Origin of the sequence: Klenkia terrae, from assembly GCF_037083865.1 — a bacterium.
Taxonomy (GTDB): Bacteria; Actinomycetota; Actinomycetes; order Mycobacteriales; family Geodermatophilaceae; genus Klenkia; species Klenkia terrae.
This window is the reverse complement of record NZ_JBAPLV010000002.1, coordinates 88878-110485: the sequence shown is the minus strand read 5'-3', so window position 1 is coordinate 110485 and position 21608 is coordinate 88878. Positions and strand designations below refer to the sequence as shown.

At 72.8% G+C, this 21608-nt stretch carries 23 protein-coding genes; 12 read left to right on the top strand and 11 right to left on the bottom strand.

Going from position 1 to position 21608, the window contains the following annotated elements:
* Nucleotides 1-81: 81 nt before the first annotated feature.
* Nucleotides 82-1302 carry an exodeoxyribonuclease VII large subunit gene (gene xseA / locus UXQ13_RS02555; RefSeq protein WP_336391774.1) on the top strand — a complete coding sequence of 407 codons (1221 nt, stop codon included), beginning with the start codon at nucleotides 82-84 and terminating at the stop codon, nucleotides 1300-1302.
* Complete coding sequence (locus tag UXQ13_RS02550; RefSeq protein WP_225232793.1) at nucleotides 1299-1520, top strand: exodeoxyribonuclease VII small subunit; 222 nt, start codon at nucleotides 1299-1301, stop codon at nucleotides 1518-1520. The genes xseA and UXQ13_RS02550 overlap by 4 nt, the downstream gene beginning before the upstream one ends.
* 68 nt (nucleotides 1521-1588) lie before the next feature.
* On the opposite strand, the gene UXQ13_RS02545 is transcribed toward UXQ13_RS02550, so the two are convergent.
* Nucleotides 1589-2209 carry a DUF4245 domain-containing protein gene (locus UXQ13_RS02545; protein WP_336391773.1) on the bottom strand — a complete coding sequence of 207 codons (621 nt, stop codon included), beginning with the start codon at nucleotides 2207-2209 and terminating at the stop codon, nucleotides 1589-1591.
* An 83-nt stretch (nucleotides 2210-2292) separates the two neighbouring features.
* Here UXQ13_RS02545 and glpX point away from each other — a divergent pair, with 83 nt between their 5' ends.
* Entirely contained in the window at nucleotides 2293-3348 is a 1056-nt protein-coding gene (gene glpX / locus UXQ13_RS02540) for a class II fructose-bisphosphatase (RefSeq protein ID WP_263639355.1), read from the top strand.
* 65 nt (nucleotides 3349-3413) lie between these two features.
* On the opposite strand, the gene UXQ13_RS02535 is transcribed toward glpX, so the two are convergent.
* Nucleotides 3414-4115, bottom strand: a complete 702-nt coding sequence (locus UXQ13_RS02535; RefSeq protein ID WP_336391772.1) for a hypothetical protein — start codon at nucleotides 4113-4115, stop codon at nucleotides 3414-3416.
* 85 nt (nucleotides 4116-4200) lie between these two features.
* Nucleotides 4201-5145, bottom strand: a complete 945-nt coding sequence (locus tag UXQ13_RS02530; RefSeq protein ID WP_336391771.1) for a hypothetical protein — start codon at nucleotides 5143-5145, stop codon at nucleotides 4201-4203.
* Nucleotides 5146-5280: 135 nt separating this feature from the next.
* Here UXQ13_RS02530 and UXQ13_RS02525 point away from each other — a divergent pair, with 135 nt between their 5' ends.
* From UXQ13_RS02525 to UXQ13_RS02510, 4 genes are all read left to right on the top strand, one after another.
* A complete protein-coding gene (locus UXQ13_RS02525) occupies nucleotides 5281-6675 on the top strand; it encodes a class II fumarate hydratase (protein WP_225232797.1) in 1395 nt (464 codons plus the stop codon).
* A gap of 58 nt (nucleotides 6676-6733) precedes the next feature.
* Nucleotides 6734-8044: a citrate synthase gene (locus UXQ13_RS02520; protein WP_336391770.1), complete on the top strand. Its 1311-nt coding sequence runs from the start codon at nucleotides 6734-6736 to the stop codon at nucleotides 8042-8044.
* Nucleotides 8045-8062: 18 nt separating this feature from the next.
* Nucleotides 8063-8245, top strand: coding sequence for a hypothetical protein (locus UXQ13_RS02515; RefSeq protein ID WP_336391769.1), 183 nt, complete (start codon nucleotides 8063-8065; stop codon nucleotides 8243-8245).
* A gap of 126 nt (nucleotides 8246-8371) precedes the next feature.
* Entirely contained in the window at nucleotides 8372-10231 is a 1860-nt protein-coding gene (locus tag UXQ13_RS02510) for a D-alanyl-D-alanine carboxypeptidase family protein (protein ID WP_336391768.1), read from the top strand.
* Nucleotides 10232-10245: 14 nt separating this feature from the next.
* On the opposite strand, the gene UXQ13_RS02505 is transcribed toward UXQ13_RS02510, so the two are convergent.
* From UXQ13_RS02505 to UXQ13_RS02470, 8 genes are all read right to left on the bottom strand, one after another.
* A complete protein-coding gene (locus UXQ13_RS02505; protein ID WP_336391767.1) occupies nucleotides 10246-10995 on the bottom strand; it encodes a hypothetical protein in 750 nt (249 codons plus the stop codon).
* Nucleotides 10996-11005: 10 nt separating this feature from the next.
* Nucleotides 11006-11350, bottom strand: a complete 345-nt coding sequence (locus UXQ13_RS02500) for a hypothetical protein (RefSeq protein ID WP_225232802.1) — start codon at nucleotides 11348-11350, stop codon at nucleotides 11006-11008.
* 98 nt (nucleotides 11351-11448) lie between these two features.
* Nucleotides 11449-12471 (bottom strand): sigma-70 family RNA polymerase sigma factor, encoded by a 1023-nt coding sequence (locus tag UXQ13_RS02495; protein WP_336391766.1) that lies wholly within the window; start codon nucleotides 12469-12471, stop codon nucleotides 11449-11451.
* Between the two features lie 174 nt (nucleotides 12472-12645).
* Entirely contained in the window at nucleotides 12646-13173 is a 528-nt protein-coding gene (locus UXQ13_RS02490) for a hypothetical protein (RefSeq protein WP_336391765.1), read from the bottom strand.
* A 109-nt stretch (nucleotides 13174-13282) separates the two neighbouring features.
* Entirely contained in the window at nucleotides 13283-13576 is a 294-nt protein-coding gene (gene csrA, locus UXQ13_RS02485) for a carbon storage regulator CsrA (RefSeq protein ID WP_336391764.1), read from the bottom strand.
* A gap of 142 nt (nucleotides 13577-13718) precedes the next feature.
* Entirely contained in the window at nucleotides 13719-14603 is an 885-nt protein-coding gene (flgL, locus tag UXQ13_RS02480) for a flagellar hook-associated protein FlgL (RefSeq protein WP_336391763.1), read from the bottom strand.
* Between the two features lie 4 nt (nucleotides 14604-14607).
* A complete protein-coding gene (gene flgK, locus UXQ13_RS02475; protein WP_336391762.1) occupies nucleotides 14608-16017 on the bottom strand; it encodes a flagellar hook-associated protein FlgK in 1410 nt (469 codons plus the stop codon).
* Nucleotides 16014-16499, bottom strand: coding sequence for a flagellar protein FlgN (locus UXQ13_RS02470; protein WP_336391761.1), 486 nt, complete (start codon nucleotides 16497-16499; stop codon nucleotides 16014-16016). Before UXQ13_RS02470 ends, flgK begins: the two co-directional genes overlap by 4 nt.
* A gap of 262 nt (nucleotides 16500-16761) precedes the next feature.
* Between UXQ13_RS02470 and UXQ13_RS02465 the strand changes: the two genes are divergently transcribed.
* The 5 genes from UXQ13_RS02465 to UXQ13_RS02445 all read left to right on the top strand — a co-directional run bounded on the left by UXQ13_RS02465 (nucleotide 16762) and on the right by UXQ13_RS02445 (nucleotide 21311).
* Entirely contained in the window at nucleotides 16762-17616 is an 855-nt protein-coding gene (locus UXQ13_RS02465) for a sigma-70 family RNA polymerase sigma factor (protein WP_336391760.1), read from the top strand.
* 146 nt (nucleotides 17617-17762) lie between these two features.
* Nucleotides 17763-18896 carry a flagellin N-terminal helical domain-containing protein gene (locus UXQ13_RS02460; RefSeq protein WP_336391759.1) on the top strand — a complete coding sequence of 378 codons (1134 nt, stop codon included), beginning with the start codon at nucleotides 17763-17765 and terminating at the stop codon, nucleotides 18894-18896.
* Between the two features lie 191 nt (nucleotides 18897-19087).
* A complete protein-coding gene (gene fliD / locus UXQ13_RS02455; RefSeq protein ID WP_336391758.1) occupies nucleotides 19088-20470 on the top strand; it encodes a flagellar filament capping protein FliD in 1383 nt (460 codons plus the stop codon).
* A gap of 35 nt (nucleotides 20471-20505) precedes the next feature.
* Nucleotides 20506-20889: a flagellar export chaperone FliS gene (fliS, locus tag UXQ13_RS02450; protein WP_336391757.1), complete on the top strand. Its 384-nt coding sequence runs from the start codon at nucleotides 20506-20508 to the stop codon at nucleotides 20887-20889.
* A 20-nt stretch (nucleotides 20890-20909) separates the two neighbouring features.
* A complete protein-coding gene (locus tag UXQ13_RS02445; RefSeq protein WP_225232811.1) occupies nucleotides 20910-21311 on the top strand; it encodes a hypothetical protein in 402 nt (133 codons plus the stop codon).
* Nucleotides 21312-21608 lie beyond the last annotated feature (297 nt).

The window sequence follows — 21608 nt, the reverse complement described above, 5'->3', positions numbered from 1 at the left end:
CAGCAGGCTGCACCCCGGTCCTGGCCGGGGCCTGGGAGCGGGCTGGCAGCCGCCGCGGCCGGCACCTGGCAGGCTCGACCCGTGACCGCCCCCTCCTCCGCCGAGCAGCCGTGGCCGGTCCGCACGGTGGCCCGCAAGGTCGCCGAGTACATCGGCCGGCTCGGCGAGGTGTGGGTGGAGGGCCAGGTCGCCCAGCTCTCCCGGCGGGGGGCGGCGACGGTCTTCCTCACCCTGCGGGACACCGCGGCCGACCTGTCGGTCCCCGTCACCTGCCCGCGCGACGTCGCCGACCGGCCGGGGCTGGCGCTCACCGAGGGTGCCCGGGTGCTCGTGCGGGCCCGGCCGGACTACTACATCGCCCGCGGGTCGTTCTCGCTGCGGGCCACCGAGATCCGGGCGGTCGGCCTGGGCGAGCTGCTGGCCCGGATCGAGCGGATCCGCGGGCTGCTGGCCGCCGAGGGGCTCTTCGACGCCGTCCGCAAGCGACCGCTGCCCTTCGCCCCCGCCGTCGTCGGGCTGGTGACCGGCAAGGACAGCGCCGCCGAGCGCGACGTCCTGGTCACCGCGCGGCGGCGCTGGCCCGCTGTCCGGTTCGCCGTCCAGCACTGCGTCGTGCAGGGGCCCTCGGCCGCCGGCGAGGTCATGGCGGCGCTGCAGCGGCTGGACCGCGACCCCGAGGTGGCCGTCATCGTGCTGGCCCGCGGGGGCGGGTCGGTGGAGGACCTGCTGCCCTTCTCCGACGAGGGCCTGGTGCGGGCGATCGCCGCCTGCCGCACGCCCGTGGTCACCGCCGTCGGGCACGAGACCGACACGACGCTGGTCGACCACGTGGCCGACGTCCGGGCGGCCACCCCCACGGATGCCGCGCACCGGGTGGTCCCGGAGATCGGCGAGCAGCGCCGGCTGGTCGACGGGTTGCGCGCCCGGGCGCTGGCCCTGGTGACCGGCCGGCTGGACCAGCAGCAGCGCTGGCTGGACCAGGTGCGCAGCAGGCCGGCGATCGCCGAGCCCCAGCGGCTGCTGGCCGGCCGGGACGACGACGTCGCGGCACTCCGGCTCCGGGCGACCCGGACGCTGGTCCACCGGGTCGACCTGGCCGTCCGGGACCTGGAGCACGCCCGGGCCCGGGTCACCACGCTCTCCCCGCAGGCCACCCTGGAGCGCGGCTACGCCCTGGTGCAGACCGCGGACGGCGGGCTCGTCCGCGACCCCGACGACGTGGCCGACGGCCAGGCGCTCGCGGTGCGGGTGGCCGGCGGTCGCATCCCGGTGCGCGTCGACCGGCAGGATGGGCAACCGTGAGCACGCCCGGGACACCTGACGACGCACCGCCGACCCAGAGCTACGAGGACGCCCGCGAGGAGCTCGCCGACGTCGTCCGGAAGCTGGAGGGCGGCGGGCTGACCCTCGAGGAGTCCCTGGCCCTGTGGGAGCGCGGCGAGGAGCTGGCCGGGGTCTGCCAGCACTGGCTGGACGCCGCCCGCGAGCGCCTGCAGAGAGCCAGCCCGCAGGACGACTGACGCCTGTGCGGCCCCGTCCCGGGTTCCCTCGCGAGCCTGCGAGCGGAGGGCTGGGCGGGGTCCCTCCGTCAGCCGGCGGAGTAGACGGTCACCGCGCCGGCCAGGGTGCGCAGCTCGTCGTCCGAGGCCGAGCCGGTGACCACCGCGACGACGTCGTCGCCGGCGTCCAGCCGGTAGGCGGTCTCCTCCCGGGAGGTCGTCAGCTGCGTCCAGTCCCGGCCGGCGATCTGCACGGTGCCGACCTCGTCGGCACCGCTGAGCACGGTGTCGAGGTCGTCGGCCCGGGGGTCGTCCCCGACGACGTAGCCGGCGTACTCCTCGTCCGGGGTGACCCAGCCGATGGCCAGGGTCACGGGGTCGCCGTCCTCGGTGGCGGCGCCGGCGTCGGTGCGGATGCTGGTGGGCCGCCAGTCCTCGGGCAGGTCCAGCGGCACCAGCAGCGGGTAGCTCGCGCGTGCGGCGGCCAGCTGGATGCCGGACTGGATCTCGACGGGGCGGACGGGGTCGGCGGAGTTCTGCCGCAGCGCCACCAGACCCACCAGGGCCAGCACGATCACGGTCAGCGGGAGCAGCGAGCGGACCATGTTGGCGGCGGTGAACTTGGCCGCGCGCTCGTCGGCCGAGGTGCGGACGACCGCGGCCTGGGTGGCGTCGGGAGCCTGCTGACCCTGGGGTGCGGTGTCGGCCATGCACCTAGGATCGCAGCAGCGCTCCCCCATCCCGTCGCCCGGCGGTGCTCCACCGGCGCGGCGGCCTCCCGAGGAGGTCCTCGTTGTCCCTGCCCGTCCCGGACGGTCCGGTCCCGACCTACCACTCCGCCTTCCACGAGCAGACGCCGCCCACGGGCATCCGCCCCGACCGCAACCTCGCCATGGAGCTGGTCCGGGTGACCGAGGCCGGCGCGATGGCCGCCGGTCGCTGGGTGGGCCGCGGTGACAAGAACGGCGGGGACGGCGCGGCGGTGGACGCCATGCGGGCGCTGATCCAGACCGTCAGCATGCGCGGCACCGTCGTCATCGGGGAGGGCGAGAAGGACGAGGCCCCGATGCTGTTCAACGGCGAGGAGGTCGGCGACGGCACCGGGGCCGAGTGCGACGTCGCCGTCGACCCGGTGGACGGCACGACGCTGATGGCCAAGGGCATGCCCAACGCCGTCTCGGTGCTCGCGGTGGCCGACCGGGGCGCGATGTACGACCCGTCGGCCGTGTTCTACATGGACAAGATCGCCACCGGCGCGATCGCCGCCGACGTGGTCGACATCCGGTTGCCGGTGAAGGAGAACATCCGCCGCGTGGCCAAGGCGAAGAAGGCCTGGCCGGCCGACGTCACCGTGGTCATCCTCGACCGCCCCCGGCACGAGAAGCTGGCCCAGGAGGTCCGCGACGCCGGGGCCCGGATCAAGTTCATCTCCGACGGCGACGTCGCCGGCGCCATCGCCGCGGCCCGCGAGGGCACCGGCGTGGACCTGCTGCTGGGCATCGGCGGCACGCCCGAGGGCATCATCACCGCCTGCGCGCTCAAGTGCATGGGCGGCGCCCTGCAGGGCCGGCTCATGCCCAAGGACGACGAGGAGAAGCAGAAGGCCATCGACGCCGGCCACGACCTGGACCGGGTGCTCGACATCGACGACCTGGTCCGCGGCGACGTGTTCTTCGTGGCCACCGGCATCACCGACGGCGAGCTGCTGCGCGGCGTGCAGTACCGCTCGGGCGGGTGCACCACGCAGTCGCTGGTCATGCGCTCCCGGTCGGGCACCATCCGGGCCATCGAGAGCCTGCACTCCCTCGAGAAGCTCAACCAGCTCTCGGCGGGCGACCCGCCCTACTGATCGACGACGCGACGACGGCCGGGCCCCCCACGCGGGGGGACCCGGCCGTCGTCGGTCGTGGGGGGTCAGAAGTCCGAGCAGTCGAACACCGAGGACTGCTCGGTGTAGGGCACCCGCCCGCCGCAGCTCTCGGCGTACATCTCGTAGGCCGAGCCGATGTCCGAGCCGAAGTACAGGTCGTAGCACCCCTCGACGTCGCCGTCGAAGCACTGCTGCGCGTACCCGTCGAGCTCGGGGTCGTCGCCGAGACCGTCCGGCGAGGTGGGCGTGCCCTCGACGATGGTGCCGTAGATGTCGCCGTCGTCCGACGAGCTGCTCGCCGACGAGGAGCTGGAGGACGACGAGCTGGAGGACGACGAGCCGGAGGACGACGAGCTGGAGGACGACGAGCTGGTCGACGCCGCGGTGCTCGTGGGCGCCGTGGTCGTGGTGTCGTCGTCGTCCCCGCCGAGGAAGACCACCAGGCCGACCACGATCGCCGCGATCACCACGACAGCGGCGATCGACGCGGCGATGATCGTGTTCTTGTTGTCCTTGGGCGGCTGGCCGTAGGGCGCCTGACCGTAGGCCGGCTGCTGTCCGTACTGCTGCTGCCCGTACTGCTGCTGCCCGTACTGGTCCTGCCCGTACTGCGGCTGCTGCCCGTACTGGGGATGGCCGTACCCGGGCTGCCCGTACTGCGGCTGGCCGTACCGGGGCTGCTGCCCGTACTGGTCACCACCCCACGGCTGCTGACCGTCGGCGGGCGGGTAGGGGGGCTGCGACATGCGGTGGACTCCTCGGTTCCGGTGGCCACTTCCCGTGACCGTCCGGTGACCTACCGACGGCGACGGAGCCCGCGCGCGGCCGGGGTCAGCCGGGGAACGCCGTCCGGCAGGTGACGCCGGTCCCGACTGCCTGCCGGCCGGCGCAGGAGTCGCCGTAGTCCCGGTAGACCTGCTGCTCGGGCGCGGAGGCGGCGAAGTAGAGCGAGTCGCAGTCGCTCATCGAGCCGCCGTAGCAGCTGCTGGCCAGCGCGTTCAGCGACGTATCGGTGCCGAGTCCGTCCGGGCTCGCGCCGGGGGGCGGGATGTCCCCGCCGGACGAGCCGCCGCTGCCGTCCCCGTAGGTGGACGCGCACTGTCCCGCGGACGGGTCGTTGCGCCCGCCGCAGGTCTCGCCGTAGGTCTCGTAGTCCGAGCCGACGTCGGAGGTCAGCCACAGCGTGTCGCAGGCCGCCCAGTCCTCCGCGAAGCACTGCTCCGCCAGCTGGTCGAGCTCCGCGTCGTCCCCGAGGCCGCTGGGGGCGGTCCCCTCGGGCACCGACCCGGACCCGCCGCCGGACCCGCCGCCGGACGACGAGCTGGACGACGACCCGGACGAGCTCGAGGACGAGGCAGCCGACGACGAGGCCGAGGTCGAGGTGGGTGCGGCGGTGGTGCCGGAGTCGTCGTCGTCACCGAGGAACAGCACGAGCCCGACGACGATCGCCGCCACGACCACGACCGCGCCGATGGCCAGGGCGATCAGCGGGCCCTTGCTCTTCGGCGGCTGCTGGCCGTAGGGCTGCTGGCCGAACTGCTGGTCGGGCTGGCCGTACTGCGGCTGCCCGTACTGCGGCTGCCCGTACTGGCCCTGCTGGCCGTACTGGTCGGGCTGGCCGAACTGGGGCTGCTGCCCGTACTGGCCCTGCTGCCCGTACTGGTCGGGCTGGCCGTACTGCGGCTGCCCGTACTGGCCCTGCTGCCCGTACGGGTCGGGCTGCTGCCCGTAGGGCGGCGGGGATCCGTCGTTCGGGGGGTACGGGGGCTGGGACATGGCGGTGCTCCTCGATCGGCGTCGCCGCGCAGCGTAGGCAACCGGTGACCGGTCCACCAGTGCCTGCGGCACGGGCACCCCGGCCGGTTGTCTAGGGTCGGTGCCGAACCGACCGACGTTCCCCGGGAGAGCAGCGTGGCCACCGAGCAGGACTTCCGCATCGAGCACGACTCCATGGGCGAGGTCCGGGTGCCGGCCCACGCCAAGTGGCGTGCGCAGACCCAGCGCGCCGTGGAGAACTTCCCGATCAGCGGCACCCCGATCGAGCGCGAGCTGATCGGTGCGCTGGCCGCCATCAAGGGGGCCGCCGCCGCGGTGAACGCCTCGCTCGGCGTGCTGCCCGACGACGTGGCCGCCGCCATCGGCACCGCCGCCGCCGAGGTGGCCCGCGGGGACTGGGACGACCACTTCCCGATCGACGTGTTCCAGACCGGGTCGGGGACCTCGTCGAACATGAACACCAACGAGGTCATCGCGACGCTGGCGTCGGAGGCCTCCGGGCTGTCGGTGCACCCCAACGACCACGTCAACGCGTCGCAGTCCTCCAACGACGTGTTCCCCTCCGCGATCCACATCGCCACGACCCGGGCCGTCGTCGTCGTCCTGGTGCCGGCGCTGGAGCACCTGGCCGCCTCCCTCGAGCGCAAGGCGACCGAGTTCGCCACCGTGGTGAAGAGCGGTCGCACGCACCTGATGGACGCCACCCCGGTCACCCTCGGCCAGGAGTTCGGCGGGTACGCCGCGGCGATCCGGTACGGCGTGGAGCGGCTGCAGGCCTCGCTCCCCCGCATCGGCGAGCTGCCGCTGGGCGGCACCGCGGTGGGCACCGGGATCAACACCCCGCCCGGGTTCGCCGCGGCGATCATCGAGCGGCTGGCCACCGAGATGGAGCTGCCGCTGACCGAGGCGCGCGACCACTTCGAGGCGCAGAGCTCCCGCGACGGCCTGGTCGAGGCCTCCGGCCAGCTCAAGACCATCGCCGTCGGGCTGGTCAAGATCTGCAACGACCTGCGCTGGATGGGCTCGGGCCCCCGCACCGGTCTGGGCGAGATCGCGCTGCCCGACCTGCAGCCCGGCTCCTCCATCATGCCCGGCAAGGTGAACCCGGTCCTGCCCGAGGCCGCGATCCAGGTCGCCGCCCAGGTCATCGGCAACGACGCCGCGGTCACCTTCGCCGGCACCACGGGCTCCTTCGAGCTGAACGTGACGCTGCCGCTGATGGCCCGCAACGTGCTGGAGTCCATCCGGCTGCTGGCCAACGTCTCCCGGCTGCTGGCCGACCGCTGCGTCGACGGCATCACCGCCGACGTCGAGCAGTGCCGCACCTACGCCGAGAGCTCGCCGTCCATCGTCACGCCGCTGAACAAGTACATCGGCTACGAGGAGGCGGCGATCGTGGCCAAGACCTCGCTGAAGGAGCAGAAGACGATCCGCCAGGTCGTGGTGGAGCGTGGCTACGTCGAGCAGGGGAAGCTCACCGAGGAGCAGCTGGACGCCGCCCTCGACGTGCTGTCGATGACCCACCCGTGACACCCGCTGCCGACTCGGTGGTGCCGCGGCATCCCCGAGTCGGTAGCGTCCTGACTCGATGAGCGCCACAGCAGACACCGAGGTAACCGGTCCGGCCACGCTGCACTACCCGGGGGGTGAACTGGAGTTCCCCCTGCGCGCCGCGTCGGAGGGTTCCGACGGCTTCGACACCAGCAAGCTGCTGGCCACCACCGGCAACGTGGCGCTGGACATCGGGTTCGTGAACACCGCGGCCTGCAGCTCGGCGATCACCTACATCGACGGCGACGCCGGGATCCTGCGCTACCGCGGATACCCGATCGACCAGCTGGCCGGCAAGGCCAGCTTCGTCGAGGTCTCCTACCTACTCATCCACGGCGAGCTGCCGACCCCGGCGCAGCTCGAGGAGTTCGACGGCAAGATCCGTCGGCACACCCTCCTGCACGAGGACCTCAAGCAGTTCTTCAAGGGCTTCCCCCGCGACGCGCACCCGATGCCGGTGCTGTCGTCGGCGGTGAGCGCCCTGTCGACCTTCTACCAGGACTCGCTGGACCCCTTCGACCACGACCAGGTCGAGATGAGCACCTACCGCCTGCTGGCGAAGCTGCCGACGATCGCGGCCTACGCCTACAAGAAGTCGGTCGGGCAGCCCTTCCTCTACCCGGACAACTCCCTCGGGCTGGTGGAGAACTTCCTGCGCATGACCTTCGGGTTCCCCGCCGAGCCCTACGACCTGGACCCCGAGCTGGTCAAGGCGCTGGACATGCTCTTCGTGCTGCACGCCGACCACGAGCAGAACTGCTCGACCTCGACGGTGCGGCTGGTGGGCTCCTCGCACGCCAACCTGTTCGCCTCGGTCTCCGCCGGGATCAACGCGCTGTTCGGCCCGCTGCACGGCGGGGCCAACCAGTCGGTGCTGGAGATGCTCGAGGGCATCAAGGCCGACGGCGGCAACATCCCGGCCTTCGTGAAGCGGGTCAAGGACAAGGAGCCCGGCGTCAAGCTCATGGGCTTCGGGCACCGGGTCTACAAGAACTACGACCCCCGCGCGGCGATCGTGAAGAACACCGCGGACTCCGTGCTGGACAAGCTCGGCGGCAACAGTGAACTGCTCGACCTCGCCCGGCAGCTCGAGGAGGTCGCGCTCACCGACGACTACTTCGTGCAGCGCAAGCTCTACCCGAACGTGGACTTCTACACCGGCCTGATCTACCGGGCCATGGGCTTCCCCACTCGCATGTTCACCGTGCTGTTCGCCCTGGGCCGGCTGCCGGGCTGGATCGCCCAGTGGCGCGAGATGATCGAGGACCCGGCCACCAAGATCGGCCGTCCGCGGCAGCTCTACACCGGCCCCACCGAGCGCGCGTTCGTCCCGCTCGACCAGCGCTGAGCCGGCCCCGGAGGACAGATGGACGACGGGGACACCTTCCGCGTGCCGCCCGTGCCGCTGGCCTCCGGGCGCCTGCTGCCCGACCCGGACGGACGCACCGTCGTCGCGGTGGAGCTGGTCGTGACCACCGCGGACGGCGGCACCGTCCGGATCGGGCTGCACGACCGGCACGGTGCGTGGTGGGCTCCCCCGGACGGGTGAGAGCGAGCTCCCGGGCGGGGTAGCCGCCTCAACCGGTGCCGTCGACGTCCCGATCCCCTCCGTGGACACCGGTCGACCGACCGCCCGCCACCGGCGCGGGCGCGGCCGGGTGCCGGGGGGAGCACCGTGCCAGCGCGCTCGCCTGCCCCTGCCCGGCGACCGGCCGCCCCGCGGCCGGCGACCCGGACACCCGAGGAGCTCGCCCGCGCCCGCGCCCGCGCGCGGGCGGCGGCCCGCCGGCAGGCACTGGCCGCCCGGGCGCAGCGCAAGGCCGACGTCCGCGCCCGGCGCCTGGCCGCGGTCGTCCGCTGGACCCACCGCACCGGCGCGATCGGCGGCGCCCTGGCCGTCGTCCTCGTCGCCGCCGTCGTGATGTCCGGCGTGCAGCCGGAGACCCCGGCGGCCGCCTCCGTCGCCCTGGACCCCGCGGCCGCCGCGACCCAGCTGCGCGACGACCTGACCGCCACCACCACCGACCTGCACGCCGCCCGGGTCGCCGTGTCCGCAGCCGAGACCGAGCTGGCCGCCGCGCGCGCCGCGCAGACCACCGCGCAGGCCGACCTGGCCGCCGCCCGGACCGCCGTCGGCACCGGTGCCGGCGCGCTGTACCAGGGCACCCCCGTCGACCGGGCGGTCGCCGCCGGGTACCCGGCGGGCACCGACCCCGCCGTCGCCGGGTCGCTCGCCGTCGCGGCGCAGCGGACCGGGCAGCAGCTGGCCGGGCTGACCGTCACGGCCCAGTCGGCCGCGCGCACCGCGGAGGCGGCCGCCGGCCGGGTGGCCACCGCCGAGGCGGTCCTCGCGGCCGCCCGCCGGCAGGTCGCCGAGGTGACCACCGCTGCCCGCGACCGGGCCACCGCGCTCGACCCGGTGGTGACCGTCGCCCTGGCCGGGTTGACCGTCGGCCCCTCGTCGGCCGACCAGCAGGCCATCGACGGCGCCGCCCGCGCCGCCTGGCAGGCCCGGCTGGCGGCGCTCACCGCGGCCGGGATCACCCTGCCGACGGCCCAGCAGCTGCGCGACGGCGACCTGCCCGGCGGCCTGACCCCGGCCCGCGACGCCTCCGGTGCCCCGGTGCCCGGCGTGGCCGCGGGCGTCGTCGACGGCGCCGTCGTCCCCGTGCCCTCCGCCGAGGCCGCCGCGGCGGTCAGCTTCGCCTTCGCCCAGCTGGGCACGCCCTACCTGGCCGGCGGCACCAGCACGACCGGCGTGGACTGCGCCGGCCTCGCCGACACCGTCTGGACCGCCGCCGGGACCGCCCTGGGCGCCGACCTGGCCACCCAGTGGACCGGCGGGTCCGTCGTGCCCGGCGACCGGCTGCAGGCCGGCGACCTGGTCTTCGGGGTCGACGACCTCACCGGGCTGGACGACGTCGGCATCTCGGTGGGCGCCGGTCTCGTCGTCACGGCCTCGGCCGCCGCGCACCAGGTCGTCGTGTCGACCCTCCCCGAGGGCGCCACCGGCATCCGGGTCACCGTGCCCGCGGCCACCTCCAACGCCCTGCCCCCGGGCACCGGAACCCTGCCGGCGACCTGCGGGGGGCCCTCGGCCCCGGTCACGGCCGCACCGGTCGACCCGGCCTGGGGCGGGTGGTCCAACGGCCGCATCCCGACCTCGACGTTGTGCCCGATCGGCGGCGGGCAGCTGCTGCGCTGCGACGCGGCCGCGGCCTACACCGCGCTGTCGCAGGCCTACCAGCGCGCCTTCGGCACCCCGCTGTGCATCACCGACTCCTACCGCTCCTTCGGCGCGCAGCAGGACGCGCACAGCCGCAAGCCCGGCATCACCGCGATCCCCGGTACCTCGAACCACGGCTGGGGCCTGGCGGTGGACCTCTGCGGCGGGGTCAACGGGTTCGGGACCGCCCAGCACCAGTGGATGGCGACCTACGCCGGCCACTTCGGCTGGGTGCACCCGGACTGGGCGCAGGCGACCGGGGAGAACCCGGAGCCCTGGCACTGGGAGTTCGGCGCCCTCCGCAGCTGAGCGGAGGCCCTAGCTCAGGACCAGGGGAGGTTCGAGAGCTCGCGCCAGCGCAGGACGGCGCACGGCTCGACCGTCTCGCCGGCCAACCGCTGCGCGACGGCCTGACCGGCCCAGGCGACCGGCCGGCCGGGGGTGATGACGACGCTGCCGTCGGACAGCCGCAGGCCCAGCGCCGCGGCCCGGGCCAGGACCTGCTCAGGCGCGCTGAGCGCGGCCGTGGCGAGGTGCGGCTGGTCGGCGTCCAGCAGGAGGACGGGGCCCTCCGCCGTGCAGCGGACCACCACGTCGGCAGCCCGCGCGCGGGCCGCCTCCTGCACGGAGAGCACGTCGAGGACGGCGGTGAACGGGTGCGGGGTCCAGGCCATCAGGCCGGTGCGCCGCTGCACGGCCACCTGCCAGGCGAGCTCGTCACCGGCCGGACCGGCCCACCCGAGGACGGCGATGCCGCGGCGGGCGGCCTCGGCGTCGGTGACCGGGCGCTCGTCGAGCCAGCGGTCGAGCGCGGCCGCGAGGCCGGCGGGGCCCAGGTCGAGCTGGCTGCCGACGATCCCGCCGGCCAGGTCGCCCAGGTCGGTGCGCCGGGAGCGCTCCTCCTCCTCGACCACCAGCGCGGGGTGGCGCGGGTCGTCCTCGTCGAGGACCAGCCGCAGGCCCGGGCGACCGGCCGCGACCAGCAGCCGGGCGGCGTCCACCAGGTCGCCGAGGTCGCAGGTCCGGCGGTCCAGCCGGGGCAGCAACCGGAGGGCCGCGCCCAGGGTCGACATCGAGCGGGGGTCAGACGCTGCGGCCACCGGTGAGCGCAGCGCGCACCGGTGCCGGCAGCTCGGGCAGGCTGAGGGTGCAGGCGAGCTCCATGGCCGACAGCCGCACGGGGAGGGTGTCGGGGTCCCAGCCGGTCACCAGGCGTACGCGGGCGGCCGACGACGGCCAGACCACGTCGCGGGCCCGGGCCACGTGCAGCTCGGTGAGGACGTCGACGAGGCGGTCCGCGGTGCTCGAGGGCAGGTCGGCCCGCTCGAGCGCGGTCTCCAGCGCAGCGGCGAGGGCGTCGCGGTCGGCCGCCGACAGCCAGTGCGGCACCAGGACGACCCGGGTCTCCTGCTCGAACACCATCGACATCGCGGCCACGCTCCCGTTGCGTCCCTGGACGGCCCCTCGCGGCGCTTCCGTCCCACTGACCTCATCTATCGGCAGCAGGAGGACCTCATCAATCCGAGTCACCCGGCCAGTTCGAGCAGGCGGTCCTTGAGGACCCGCTCGGCCCGGTCGGCGTGCACGTTCATGTTGCGCACCGACGTGCCGAGGTCGGCCGACAGCTGCGTCTTGGTCTGCCCGCCCCACGTCGTCAGGTACCAGGTGACCCAGCCCAGGACGTTGGGCTGGCCGGCACGCTGGTCGGGCCGGGCGGTGACGTCGGGCGCGCAGGCCGCGGTCAGCGCGTGGGACAGCAGCGTCTGCTCGGCCTCCCCGAGGATCTCGTCGGGCGCCTGGGCGGTGTCGGGGAGCAGGTGGTCGGCGCCGTCGGGCACGCCGTCCAGCGACTGCAGGTTGCGCAGCCCGTTGAGGGTCGCGACCGACTGGGCGTTCTTGCGCAGGACCGCCACGCTCTGGCCCAGGAGCTCGGCCAGCTCGCGCTCGGTGGGGCGGCGCTGGTGCTCGGTGGTGAAGGAGGCGATGGCCTTCTGCTGCTTGTTCTCCGTGTCGGTGGCGGTCCGGCCGAACGCGGCCCGGCCCAGGTCGTGCACCCACTTGGACAGCTGGGTCGCGAGGAAGGCCCCGAAGGGCACGCCCTTGGTCTCGTCGTACTGCGCGACGGCCTTGAGGACCCACTCGCTGACCTGCTGGACGACGTCGTCGTTGTCCGGGATGTGCAGCCGGATGGTGCTCATGTTCCGCTGCAGCCGCTTGAGGCTGACCGGTCCGTAGTGCCGGCACAGGTCGGCGAGGAACTGCGGGGGCAGGTCGCGCGGCGCCCGGCGCCGGACGCCGGTCTCGGCCCGCAGCCCGATCGTGCGGTGGCCCTCGACGGCGCACCAGTTCTTCACCAGCGCCGACAGCGTGGCGGCATCGCCCGCGTCGCCGTCCACCCGGTACAGCCCCTCGCCCTCGTCGAGGGTCACCGTGGTGCCCGCGGGCAGCGCCTGGCGGAACTCGGCCAGCGGCAGCTCCCGCTCGGTGCGGAAGTGCACCCGGTCCCGCAGCGTGATGGGGGTCGAGGCCCACGCCTCGTCCTCGGTCATGCCCCCGAAGACCAGTGGGGGGTGGGACCTGCGCAACGGCTCGGACACCGGGTGACTCCTGTCGTCGGGTCGGGATCTCGGGGAAGACGGACCGCGCCGGTGCGCCGGTGCGGTCCGCGGGATCGCGACTCGGTGAGAGGACGAGTGCGACGGTCGATCGGGGTCGTGCTGGGATCAGGCGCTGACGGCGCCGAGCACCTCGGTCTGCCAGACGGGCGCGGCCGTCCAGGACGACCGGTCGCCGGCCCGCAGGAAGGGGGCCACGACGGCGCTCTCCTCGGCGGTGGGCTCGGTGGCGTACACCGGCATGTGGTCGTAGAGGACCGTGAACAGGTCCGAGACGAAACCGTAGGCGGCCTGGGCGGCCGGGCTGAACCGGGCCACCTCGAGCCGCGGACCGAGGTCGACGGCGACGGTGATGCGCAGGACGCGGTCGTCCTTGCTCAGGCCGGCCAGGGCGACCGGCACCCCGGCGTGCTCGGTGGCCAGCTGAGCCAGGGCCACGAGGCACTTGCGCGCGGCCGCCCGACGCGGGCGGAGCTGGACGTGCACGACCAGGTGGTCGGCACCGTCCAGCTCGGCCGCGTCGTCCTCGGGCGCACCCTGCTCGGGCGCGAGGCCCAGCACGGTGCCGTGGATGGTGCCCTCGCCGGCGTCGTCCCGCGGTGCGGTCGCTGCGGTGTCGGTTGCGCTGTGTCGCATGTCCGTTGCCCCCTGTCACGTGCTTGAGGCAAGGATTGCGCACCGGGGGGCCGGACTTGAGCCGAATCGGGGTTCGTGTCGCCCAACTACGGACGATTTCATGGGCAGATCACGCCAAGGAAATGGCCGCCGTGTCGCCGGTGTCGGCGGGCTTCGGTGTGCCGGTCGCCGAACGGGTGCCGCCGAGGGCCGCGGTCAGCGCGCCGACCGCGTCGGCGGCCACGCGCACCGCCAGACGGCGGGCCGCGGCGATCTGCTCGTAGACCTCCTCGCGGTGGATCGACACCTCGCGGGGGGCCTTGAAACCCAGCCGGACGGTGTTGCCGCGGACCTCGACGACGTGGACCTCGATGTCGTCGCCGATGCGGATGGTCTCGCCGATGTTGCGGGTGAGCGTGAGCACCTGGACCCCTCCATGGGTGTCGGTGGTCGGCCGGCGTCCTGCCAGCCGTGAGCCAGTCGTCCCACCACCATGATCGGCAGTGGCGCAACCCCCGGCGGGACCGGTGGGACGACTGGGGCGTGCGGGGACGATGAGGCGTCGATCAGCGGATGTAGTCCACCAGCGACGTCTGCACCGATTGCGAGCTGGCCGCCAGGGCGGCCTGGTAGGCGTTCTGCCGGAGGGTGAGCTCCAGGTAGGCCTTGGCCGGGTCGATGTCCTCGACATCGGCCAGCTGGGACTTCAGCGCCAGCACGTTGTCGGCGTTGACCGACTTCACCGTGTCGACGCGGTTGACCCGGACGCCCACCTCCGTACGTGCCGTGGTGAGCCGACCCAAGGCGGAGTCGATGTCGGCGATCGAGGCGTTGAGGTCGCCGGTCGGCGTGTCCGTCATCTTCTCGGCGATCCGCTTCACCAACGCGAAGACGTCGCTCGAGCCGGAGCCGAACGCGGTGGGCCCGTCGATGTCGGTACGCACGCTCTCGGTGGGCGAGATCCGGACGTTCTGGTCGACCCCGGCCCGACCGGTGAAGGTGCCGTCGGTGTCGTAGGCCTGTGAACTGGACGTCGCCCCGCCGAACACCGGGCGACCGTCGACCGTGCGGTTCGCCATCGCGAGGAGACCATCGCGCAGGCCGGACACCTCCGTGGACAGCGCCTGGAGGGACTGCGGGCTCTGCGCACCCGTGTTGGCGGCCTGCACGGTGAGGTCGCGTACCCGCCGGAGCATGTCGCCCATCGTGCCCAGCGCACCGTCGGCGGCGGCCAGCGTGGTGGAGGCCTGCGAGATGTTGAACGTGTACTGGTCGTTGGCGGCCAGGTCCGTCCGGGTGCGCATGGCCGTGGACGTCCCGCTCGGGGAGTCCGAGGGCCGGGTGAGCGCCTTGCCCGACGAGATCTGGTCGTTGAGCTTGGCGATGGCAGAGAGGTTCTGGCCCATGTTGCGGATGTTGATGTCCGCCAGGGTCCGCTGCGTGATGCGCATCAGGTCACCTTCCGACCAATCCGGTCTTGTTGATCAGGACGTCGAGCATCTCGTCGATGGCGGTCACGACCCGGGCGGCCGCGGCGTAGGACTGCTTGAAGACGAGCAGGTTGGTCATCTCCTCGTCGAGGGAGACCCCGCTGACCGACAGGCGGGACTCGTCCACCTGCTTGAGCACGCTGGCTGCGGTGGTGCTCAGGCTGATCGCGCTCCGGGACTCGATGCCCAGGGTCGTGATCATCGAGCGGTAGGTGGCGTCCGCACTGGTCGCCTGCTTGGCGAGCTGGGCGACCTTGTCCGCGAGGTCCCCGTCGGCCGAGGCATCCTTCACGGCAAGACCATCCATGACGGGCATCTTGGCGGCCGCTGCGACCTTGGCCGGGTCGGTCAGGAGGACGGTGATGTCCCGTGCGTTCGTGCCGTCGTAGAGCTTCTTGCCGGCGATGCCGTCCTGGTCGTACCCAGTGGTGACCAGGTCGTTGACGCCCTTGATCACGGCGCTCGCTACGCCGTCGAGCTTGGCCTGGTAGCCCGGCAGCACGGTGTTCATCGCGGCGAGCTGGCCGCCGACCGTGCCGCCGGGCTGCAGGACGGATCCACCGGGGACGATGGACAGCCGCACCGGAGTCGTGCTCATCGTGTCCGGCGACGTGCCACCGGTCAGCGCTATGCGCGACACCCCGGAGCCACTCACCAGGGTATTGCCGCCGACGACCACGTCGACCATCCCGTCGGTGGTGTCCGTCGCCGTGGCCCCGAGGCTCTGGGAGAGGGAGGCCACCAGGACGTCGCGCTGGTCCATCAGCTCGTTCGCCGGGTTGCCGCGGGAGACCGTGGCCTGGATGACCCGGTTCAGGTCGGCGATCTGGGTGAGGGTGGCGTTGGCCTCGGCGATGACGTCGTCCGCGTTGGTGCGGGTGCTGGTCCACTGGTCGCTGATGGCCGAGCTTGCCGTCCGCAGACCGTTGACCAGGTCCTTGGCCGAGGACAGAACAGCGATCCGCGATGTGGTGTCGGTGGGCCGGGTGGACAGCTGGCTCCAGGCCGTGGACGACGCGGTCAGCAGGCTCTGGATGCCGGTGGTGCCCGGCTCGCCGAAGGAGGTCTCGAGCTGGTCGAAGGCGGCGGCGGTGGTCGCGGCCTGGGCGGCCCGGCCGGACTCCTGCTGGGTGCGCCGCTCGAGGAAGGCGTCCCGGACCCGGATGACCTTGTCCGCGCTGACCCCGTTGCCCAGGCTGTCCTCGCGGGCCTGCAGCCCGTAGGCCGAGGCGCTGGACAGCGACTGCATCTCCACCCGCTGCCGGGTGTAGCCGACCGTGTTGGCGTTGGCCACGTTCTGGCTGGTGACCTCGATGGCCTTCTGCTGGGCGGCGAGCGCCCGGGAGGCCACGTTCAGCGTGGAGAAGCCGCTCACAGGGCACCGTCCAGGCTGACGGAGCGGTTGGCGCCGGCGGTGGTGCGCCCAGAGGCCGAGTAGGTGCGGACGTCGTTGGGCCGGACGCTGAGCAGCGCCTGGTCGATGGCGGCCAGGCCGTTGGCGATCAGGTCGCGGTTGGCCTCGGAGAGCCCGCGCAGCTCGCTGACCAGGACCAGCAGCGTCTCGTGGTGCTTGACGAGCAGCTCGTCCCAGGGGGCTCCGGCGTGCTCGGCCAGGGTGCGCAGCGAGGGGTTCGCCGGCAGGCCGAGCCGCTGGGCCAGGACCTCGCCGACGGCGGCGCGCTCGACCTCCAGGGTCCGCAGCTGCTCCAGCACCACCTCGATCTCGTGGGCGATGCGGGGCAGCCAGCGGTTCTTGCCGGAGACGATGAGGTACTGCTTCTCCTCCGCCTTGAACAGCAGCAGGTCCAGGAGTTCCTGTTCCCGCCAGAGCAGGGTCGACAGGTGCTGGTAGTCCACCGGGAGCTCCTCTCGTCGTCGGGGTGGTGCGGCGCCGGGCTGCGTCACCGCGCACCGGTCTCGAAGGCTGTCTTCGGCAGAACCCGACGACGGTTCAGCCGAAGTCTCAAGTTCGGTGACGGAGTTGCCGAGGAGGGTCAGGTGTGACTCGTGGGGCGCCGAGATAGGGGACGTGAACACGTCCCGCCCGTCGCCTCCCCAGGCGGGCCCCTCCCGGTCGAGCCGCCCCCCGGTCGCAGCCGGGGTCGGTGTCGACGCGCTCGTGACCGAGCACCTGGCCCTGGCCCAGTACGCGGTGAACGCCGTCGCGGCCCGCATCTCCCTGCCGGCGCACGTGAGCCGGGAGGACCTTCTCTCCTGCGCGCAGGTCGCGCTGGTGGAGGTGGCCCGTCGCTACGACGCGGCCGCCGGCGCCACCTTCGCCACCTACGCCCTCCCCCGGCTCCAGGGCGCGGTGCTCGACGAGCTGCGCTCCGGTGACTGGGCGAGCCGCTCCGTGAGGGCTGCGGCCCGGCGCAGCGACAGCGCCGCCGACGCGCTGTCGGCGAAGCTCGGCCGGCCTCCGACCCGCGCGGAGCTGGCCGCCGAGCTGCAGGTGTCCCCCACCGAGCTGTCCGCGCTGCAGGTCGACGTGCATCGCGCGGTGATGGTGAGCATCGACGCCAGCACCGGCGAGGACGGGACCGGCTTCGACGTCCCGGGGACCGGCGACTCCCCCGAGCGCGCCGTGGTCAAGCGCGAGCGGGCCCGGCACCTGCACGAGGCGATGGCCGCGCTCCCCGACCGGCTGGGCGAGGTTGTCGAGCGGAGTTTCTTCGGTGACGAATCACTGACCGACATCGCGGTCGACCTCGGGGTCACCCTCTCCCGGGTCTCGCAGATGCGTGCCCGCGCCCTGACGCTGCTGCACGCGGCGATGAGCGAGGCCTGGGAGGAGCGACCGGTGGCGCCGCAGGGCGGCGTCCGCGCCCGCACCCAGCAGGTCGGTTACGTCGCCCAGGTCGTCGCCCGCACCGGCGCCGGCGCAGAGCGCACCCGTCCCGTCGGCGCGCGGGCGTTCTACCCCCCGCCGCGGACGGCGGCCGGGGTGCGCAGCGCCTTCGGCCAGCCCGCCTGACCCCTCCGGGCCGGATCGGCGAAATTCTTGCCCGGTTCGGCTCAAGCACCACCGCACACCAGCCGTAAACACATCCGTACCACCCGCAGCACGGACGCAGCGGGAATCATCCAGCACCGCCCCCATCCAGGAGGATCACCATGGGCATGCGCATCAACACCAACACCGCGGCGATGAACGCCTACCGCAACCTGTCGGTCAACGACTCGGCGATGAGCAAGTCGCTCGAGAAGCTGTCCTCCGGTTTCCGCATCAACCGCGCTGCGGACGACGCTGCGGGCCTGGCCATCTCCGAGGGCATGAAGTCCCAGATCGGTGGCCTCAAGGTCGCCATCCGCAACACCCAGGACGGCGTCAGCGTCGTGCAGACGGCTGAAGGCGCGCTGGCCACCACCCAGGGCATCCTCCAGCGCATGCGCGACCTGTCGGTGCAGGCCGCGAACGATGGCGGCCTGTCGGACGACGCCAAGGGCAACATCCAGTCGGAGGTCACCGCGCTCAAGTCGGAGCTCGACCGCATCGCCAGCACCACCGCCTTCAATGGCAAGAAGCTCCTCGATGGCAACTACAGTGGTCAGTTCCAGGTGGGCGCGAACGCGACTGCTCAGGACAAGATCACTATCGCGATCGGTACGGCGATGAACCAGACCGGTCTCGGGGTGGACACGGTCAACGTCACCACGGGTGGCCCTCAGTGGACCACCGCTGCAGGCGGCATTGACTATGGCGCCGCTGCGCCGACGGCGACCGTCAACGTCAAGAACTCAGGCGTCCGGACTCTGGACCTGACTGGTTGGTCGACGGGCGGGACGACGGCGAACGCCGCGGCCAACCAGGCACTGCTCCAGAAGGCCTACGATAAGGAGCTGAGCGGGTCGGGGTTCAGCGTCAGCGTCGATAGCTACGGCGGCTTGAAGGCTTCTGGACCGTCGGGTTCGGTCGACGCCAACCTGGTCCTGGGCGGCGTGGGTACGACTACCTACAACGGCACCGCGGCGTCGGGTGCCGACGCTGCAATCGGTGCGATCGACCTGGCGATCAAGACCGTGTCGACCACGCGCGCCAACCTGGGTGCACTGCAGAACCGGTTCGAGCAGACCACGGCCAACCTGAACATCGCCGTCGAGAACTTGTCTGCAAGCCGGTCGCGGATCGTCGACGTCGACATGGCGTCGGAGATGACCGAGTTCAGCAAGAACCAGATCCTGGTCCAGGCCGGCACCTCCATGCTGGCCCAGGCCAACCAGTCCGCCCAGTCGGTCCTCAAGCTCCTGCAGTGAGCTGAGGCGGGGTAGACACCCGCAGCACAGCACTCCCGGTGAGGGGGGTGGCCACCTGGCCGCCCCCCTCACTGCTGTGCCGGGCTCCCCCGAACGGGTGGACGCCGGCCCTCGGCTCAACTCCCGCCCGCGGCAGCCGATGTAGAGGGAGAACCACCGACCGCGACACGATCCACGAGGAGGACAGCGCCATGGTGACACTGGGAGTCGACGGTCTGGTCTCCGGACTGGACACGACGTCGATCATCACGAACCTGATGAAGGTCGAGGCCAAGCCGCAGGACCTGCTGAAGACGCAGCTGTCCGCGACCCAGGCCAAGGCTGCGGCTTACCGAGCGGTGAACACCCGCTTCGACGCGATCCGCACTGCCGCCGAGGCGCTCACCACGAGCAGCCTGGCCGCGGCGAAGACCGCCACCAGCACCTCGACGAGCGTCACAGCCAGCGCGACCTCGGCTGCGAGCGCCAAGAGCAGCGTGTCCTTCACCGTCGACCGGCTGGCCACCGCACAGTCCGGCCTGCTAGCCACCACCTACACCTCGACGACCGCTGCCCTGCCCACCGACGACGTGCCCTCGTACCCGATCACGGTGACCCAGGCCGACGGGACGACGACGCAGATCACGGTCCCACCCAACGCGTCCCTGCTGGATGCGGTCAGCGCGATCAACGCCAGCGGCGTGCTGAACGCCACGATCATCCAGTTGGAGAAGGGTCAGTACCGGGTCCAGGTCGGCGCCGCGGAGACCGGCAAGACCTTCACCATCACCGACGCCAACGGCAGCAGCGCCGGCTATGTCCCCAAGGTCGACGCCACGACTGCACAGCTGACGCTGACCAACGGACTGACGGCCACCTCGACCAACAACACGTTCACCGACCTGATCCCTGGCACCACGATCACGGTGAGCAAGGCCGACACGGCCGGAGCGGCACCCACCACGGTGGCCGTCGGCAGCGACTCCGCCGCCGTCACCGCCAAGGTCAAGGCACTCGTCGACGCCGCGAACGGCGCACTGGGCGTCATCAAGGGCTACACCGTCTCCACCGCCGGCGCTGCGACCGCCACCCTGCAGGGCGACAGCACGCTGGTACAGCTGTCCAGCCAGCTGCTGACCTCGATCTCCTCGGCCATCGGCGGGAAGAGCGCCAGCACGGTCGGCCTGCAGCTGGCCAAGGACGGCACCATCACCTTCGACGCCTCGGTCTTCGCCGCCAAACTGGCCAGCGACCCGACGACCGTCGCCAAGCTGATCAGCGGCACCGGGGCGACCACGGTCAACGGCGTCAGCACGCCGGCCGTCACCGGCATCGCCGGCCAGCTCGCCGCGCTGGCGAAGACCGCGAGCGACTCCTCCACCGGCACCCTGGTCGCGCTGGCGAAGGGTCGGGACTCCCTGGCCACGACGCTGCAGACGCGGATCGACGCCTTCGACATCCGGCTCGAGGCCCGCCGGACGACGCTGACCAAGCAGTTCACCACGCTCGAGACGGCGCTGAACACCATCAAGAACCAGTCCTCCTGGCTCAGCTCGCAGATCGGCCAGCTGTACAACCCCAACAAGTCGTCCTGACGCCCCCGCTCCCCCGAAGCCCAGGAGAACCCCGAATGACCGCCGCGCTGCGCGCCCGCTACCAGTCCTCCGCCGTGGAGACCGCCTCCCCCCAGCGGCTCCTGGTCATGCTGTACGACCGGCTCGCCCTGGACCTGGTGCGCGCCGAGGCCGCCCTCGCCGACGGCGACCGCATCGAGGCCAGCTCCCAGCTGATGCACGCCCAGGACATCGTCCTGGAGCTGCACAGCACGCTGAACCCCGAGGTCTGGGAGGGCGCCGGCGCGCTCAGCTCCCTCTACACCTGGCTCTACAGCGAGATGGTGCTCGCGAACGTCAAGGGCGACGCCCGCCGGGTGGCCGACTGCCGCACCGTCGTCGAGCCGCTCCGCGACGCCTGGGCCGAGGCCGCGGCCACCCTCGCCTCGAGCGCCGGGTGAGCCTGCCCGCGCTGCGGGCCGTGAGCGCGTACGACCCCTGGCCGGCGACGGCGGCGAACCGGGCCGACGACCAGCAGGACGGGCACCGGCGCCGCTCGGACACACCCCCGCGCACCTGGGCCGAGGCGCTGGACCACCTCGACGAGGACACCGAGTCCGCGGCACGCACGCTGGCCGGGGCCTCGCCCGAGGAGATCGCCGCCTGGGGACGCCGGTCCACCGACTGGGTGCCGCCGACCGGCCTGGGCCCCTTGCCGGCCGACCTGCGCGAGCGCGCCGCCCGGCTCCTGCAGCACCAGCTGGCCGTCGCCGAGGCCCTCGTCGAGGGCATCACGCAGTCCCGCCGGCAGCGGGACCTGGCGGCCCGCATGTCGCAGAGCCCCCGCCGTCCGGAGTCCTCCTTCATCGACCGGCCGGTCTGACCCACCGACCGCAGTTCACCACAGGACCCCCCACCGACGACCCCGTCGGACTGGGGGGTCTCGTGTGTCCGGGCCCGGTCCTTCGGCAGAACTCACCATCTCTACGGTGACGCCGGCGACGAGGACACCGCACCAGCGCCCACCCCCGACCGTCCCGCACCGACAGTCACACACGTCGCCACGGCCACGATGGTCACGACCGGCTCGCGGGCTGCCGATGACGGGTGCACAGGCGGACCTGCCTCCCCACGGTCCGCGCAGCACCCGGAGGTAGTCAGATGGAGCGCGTGACGCCCG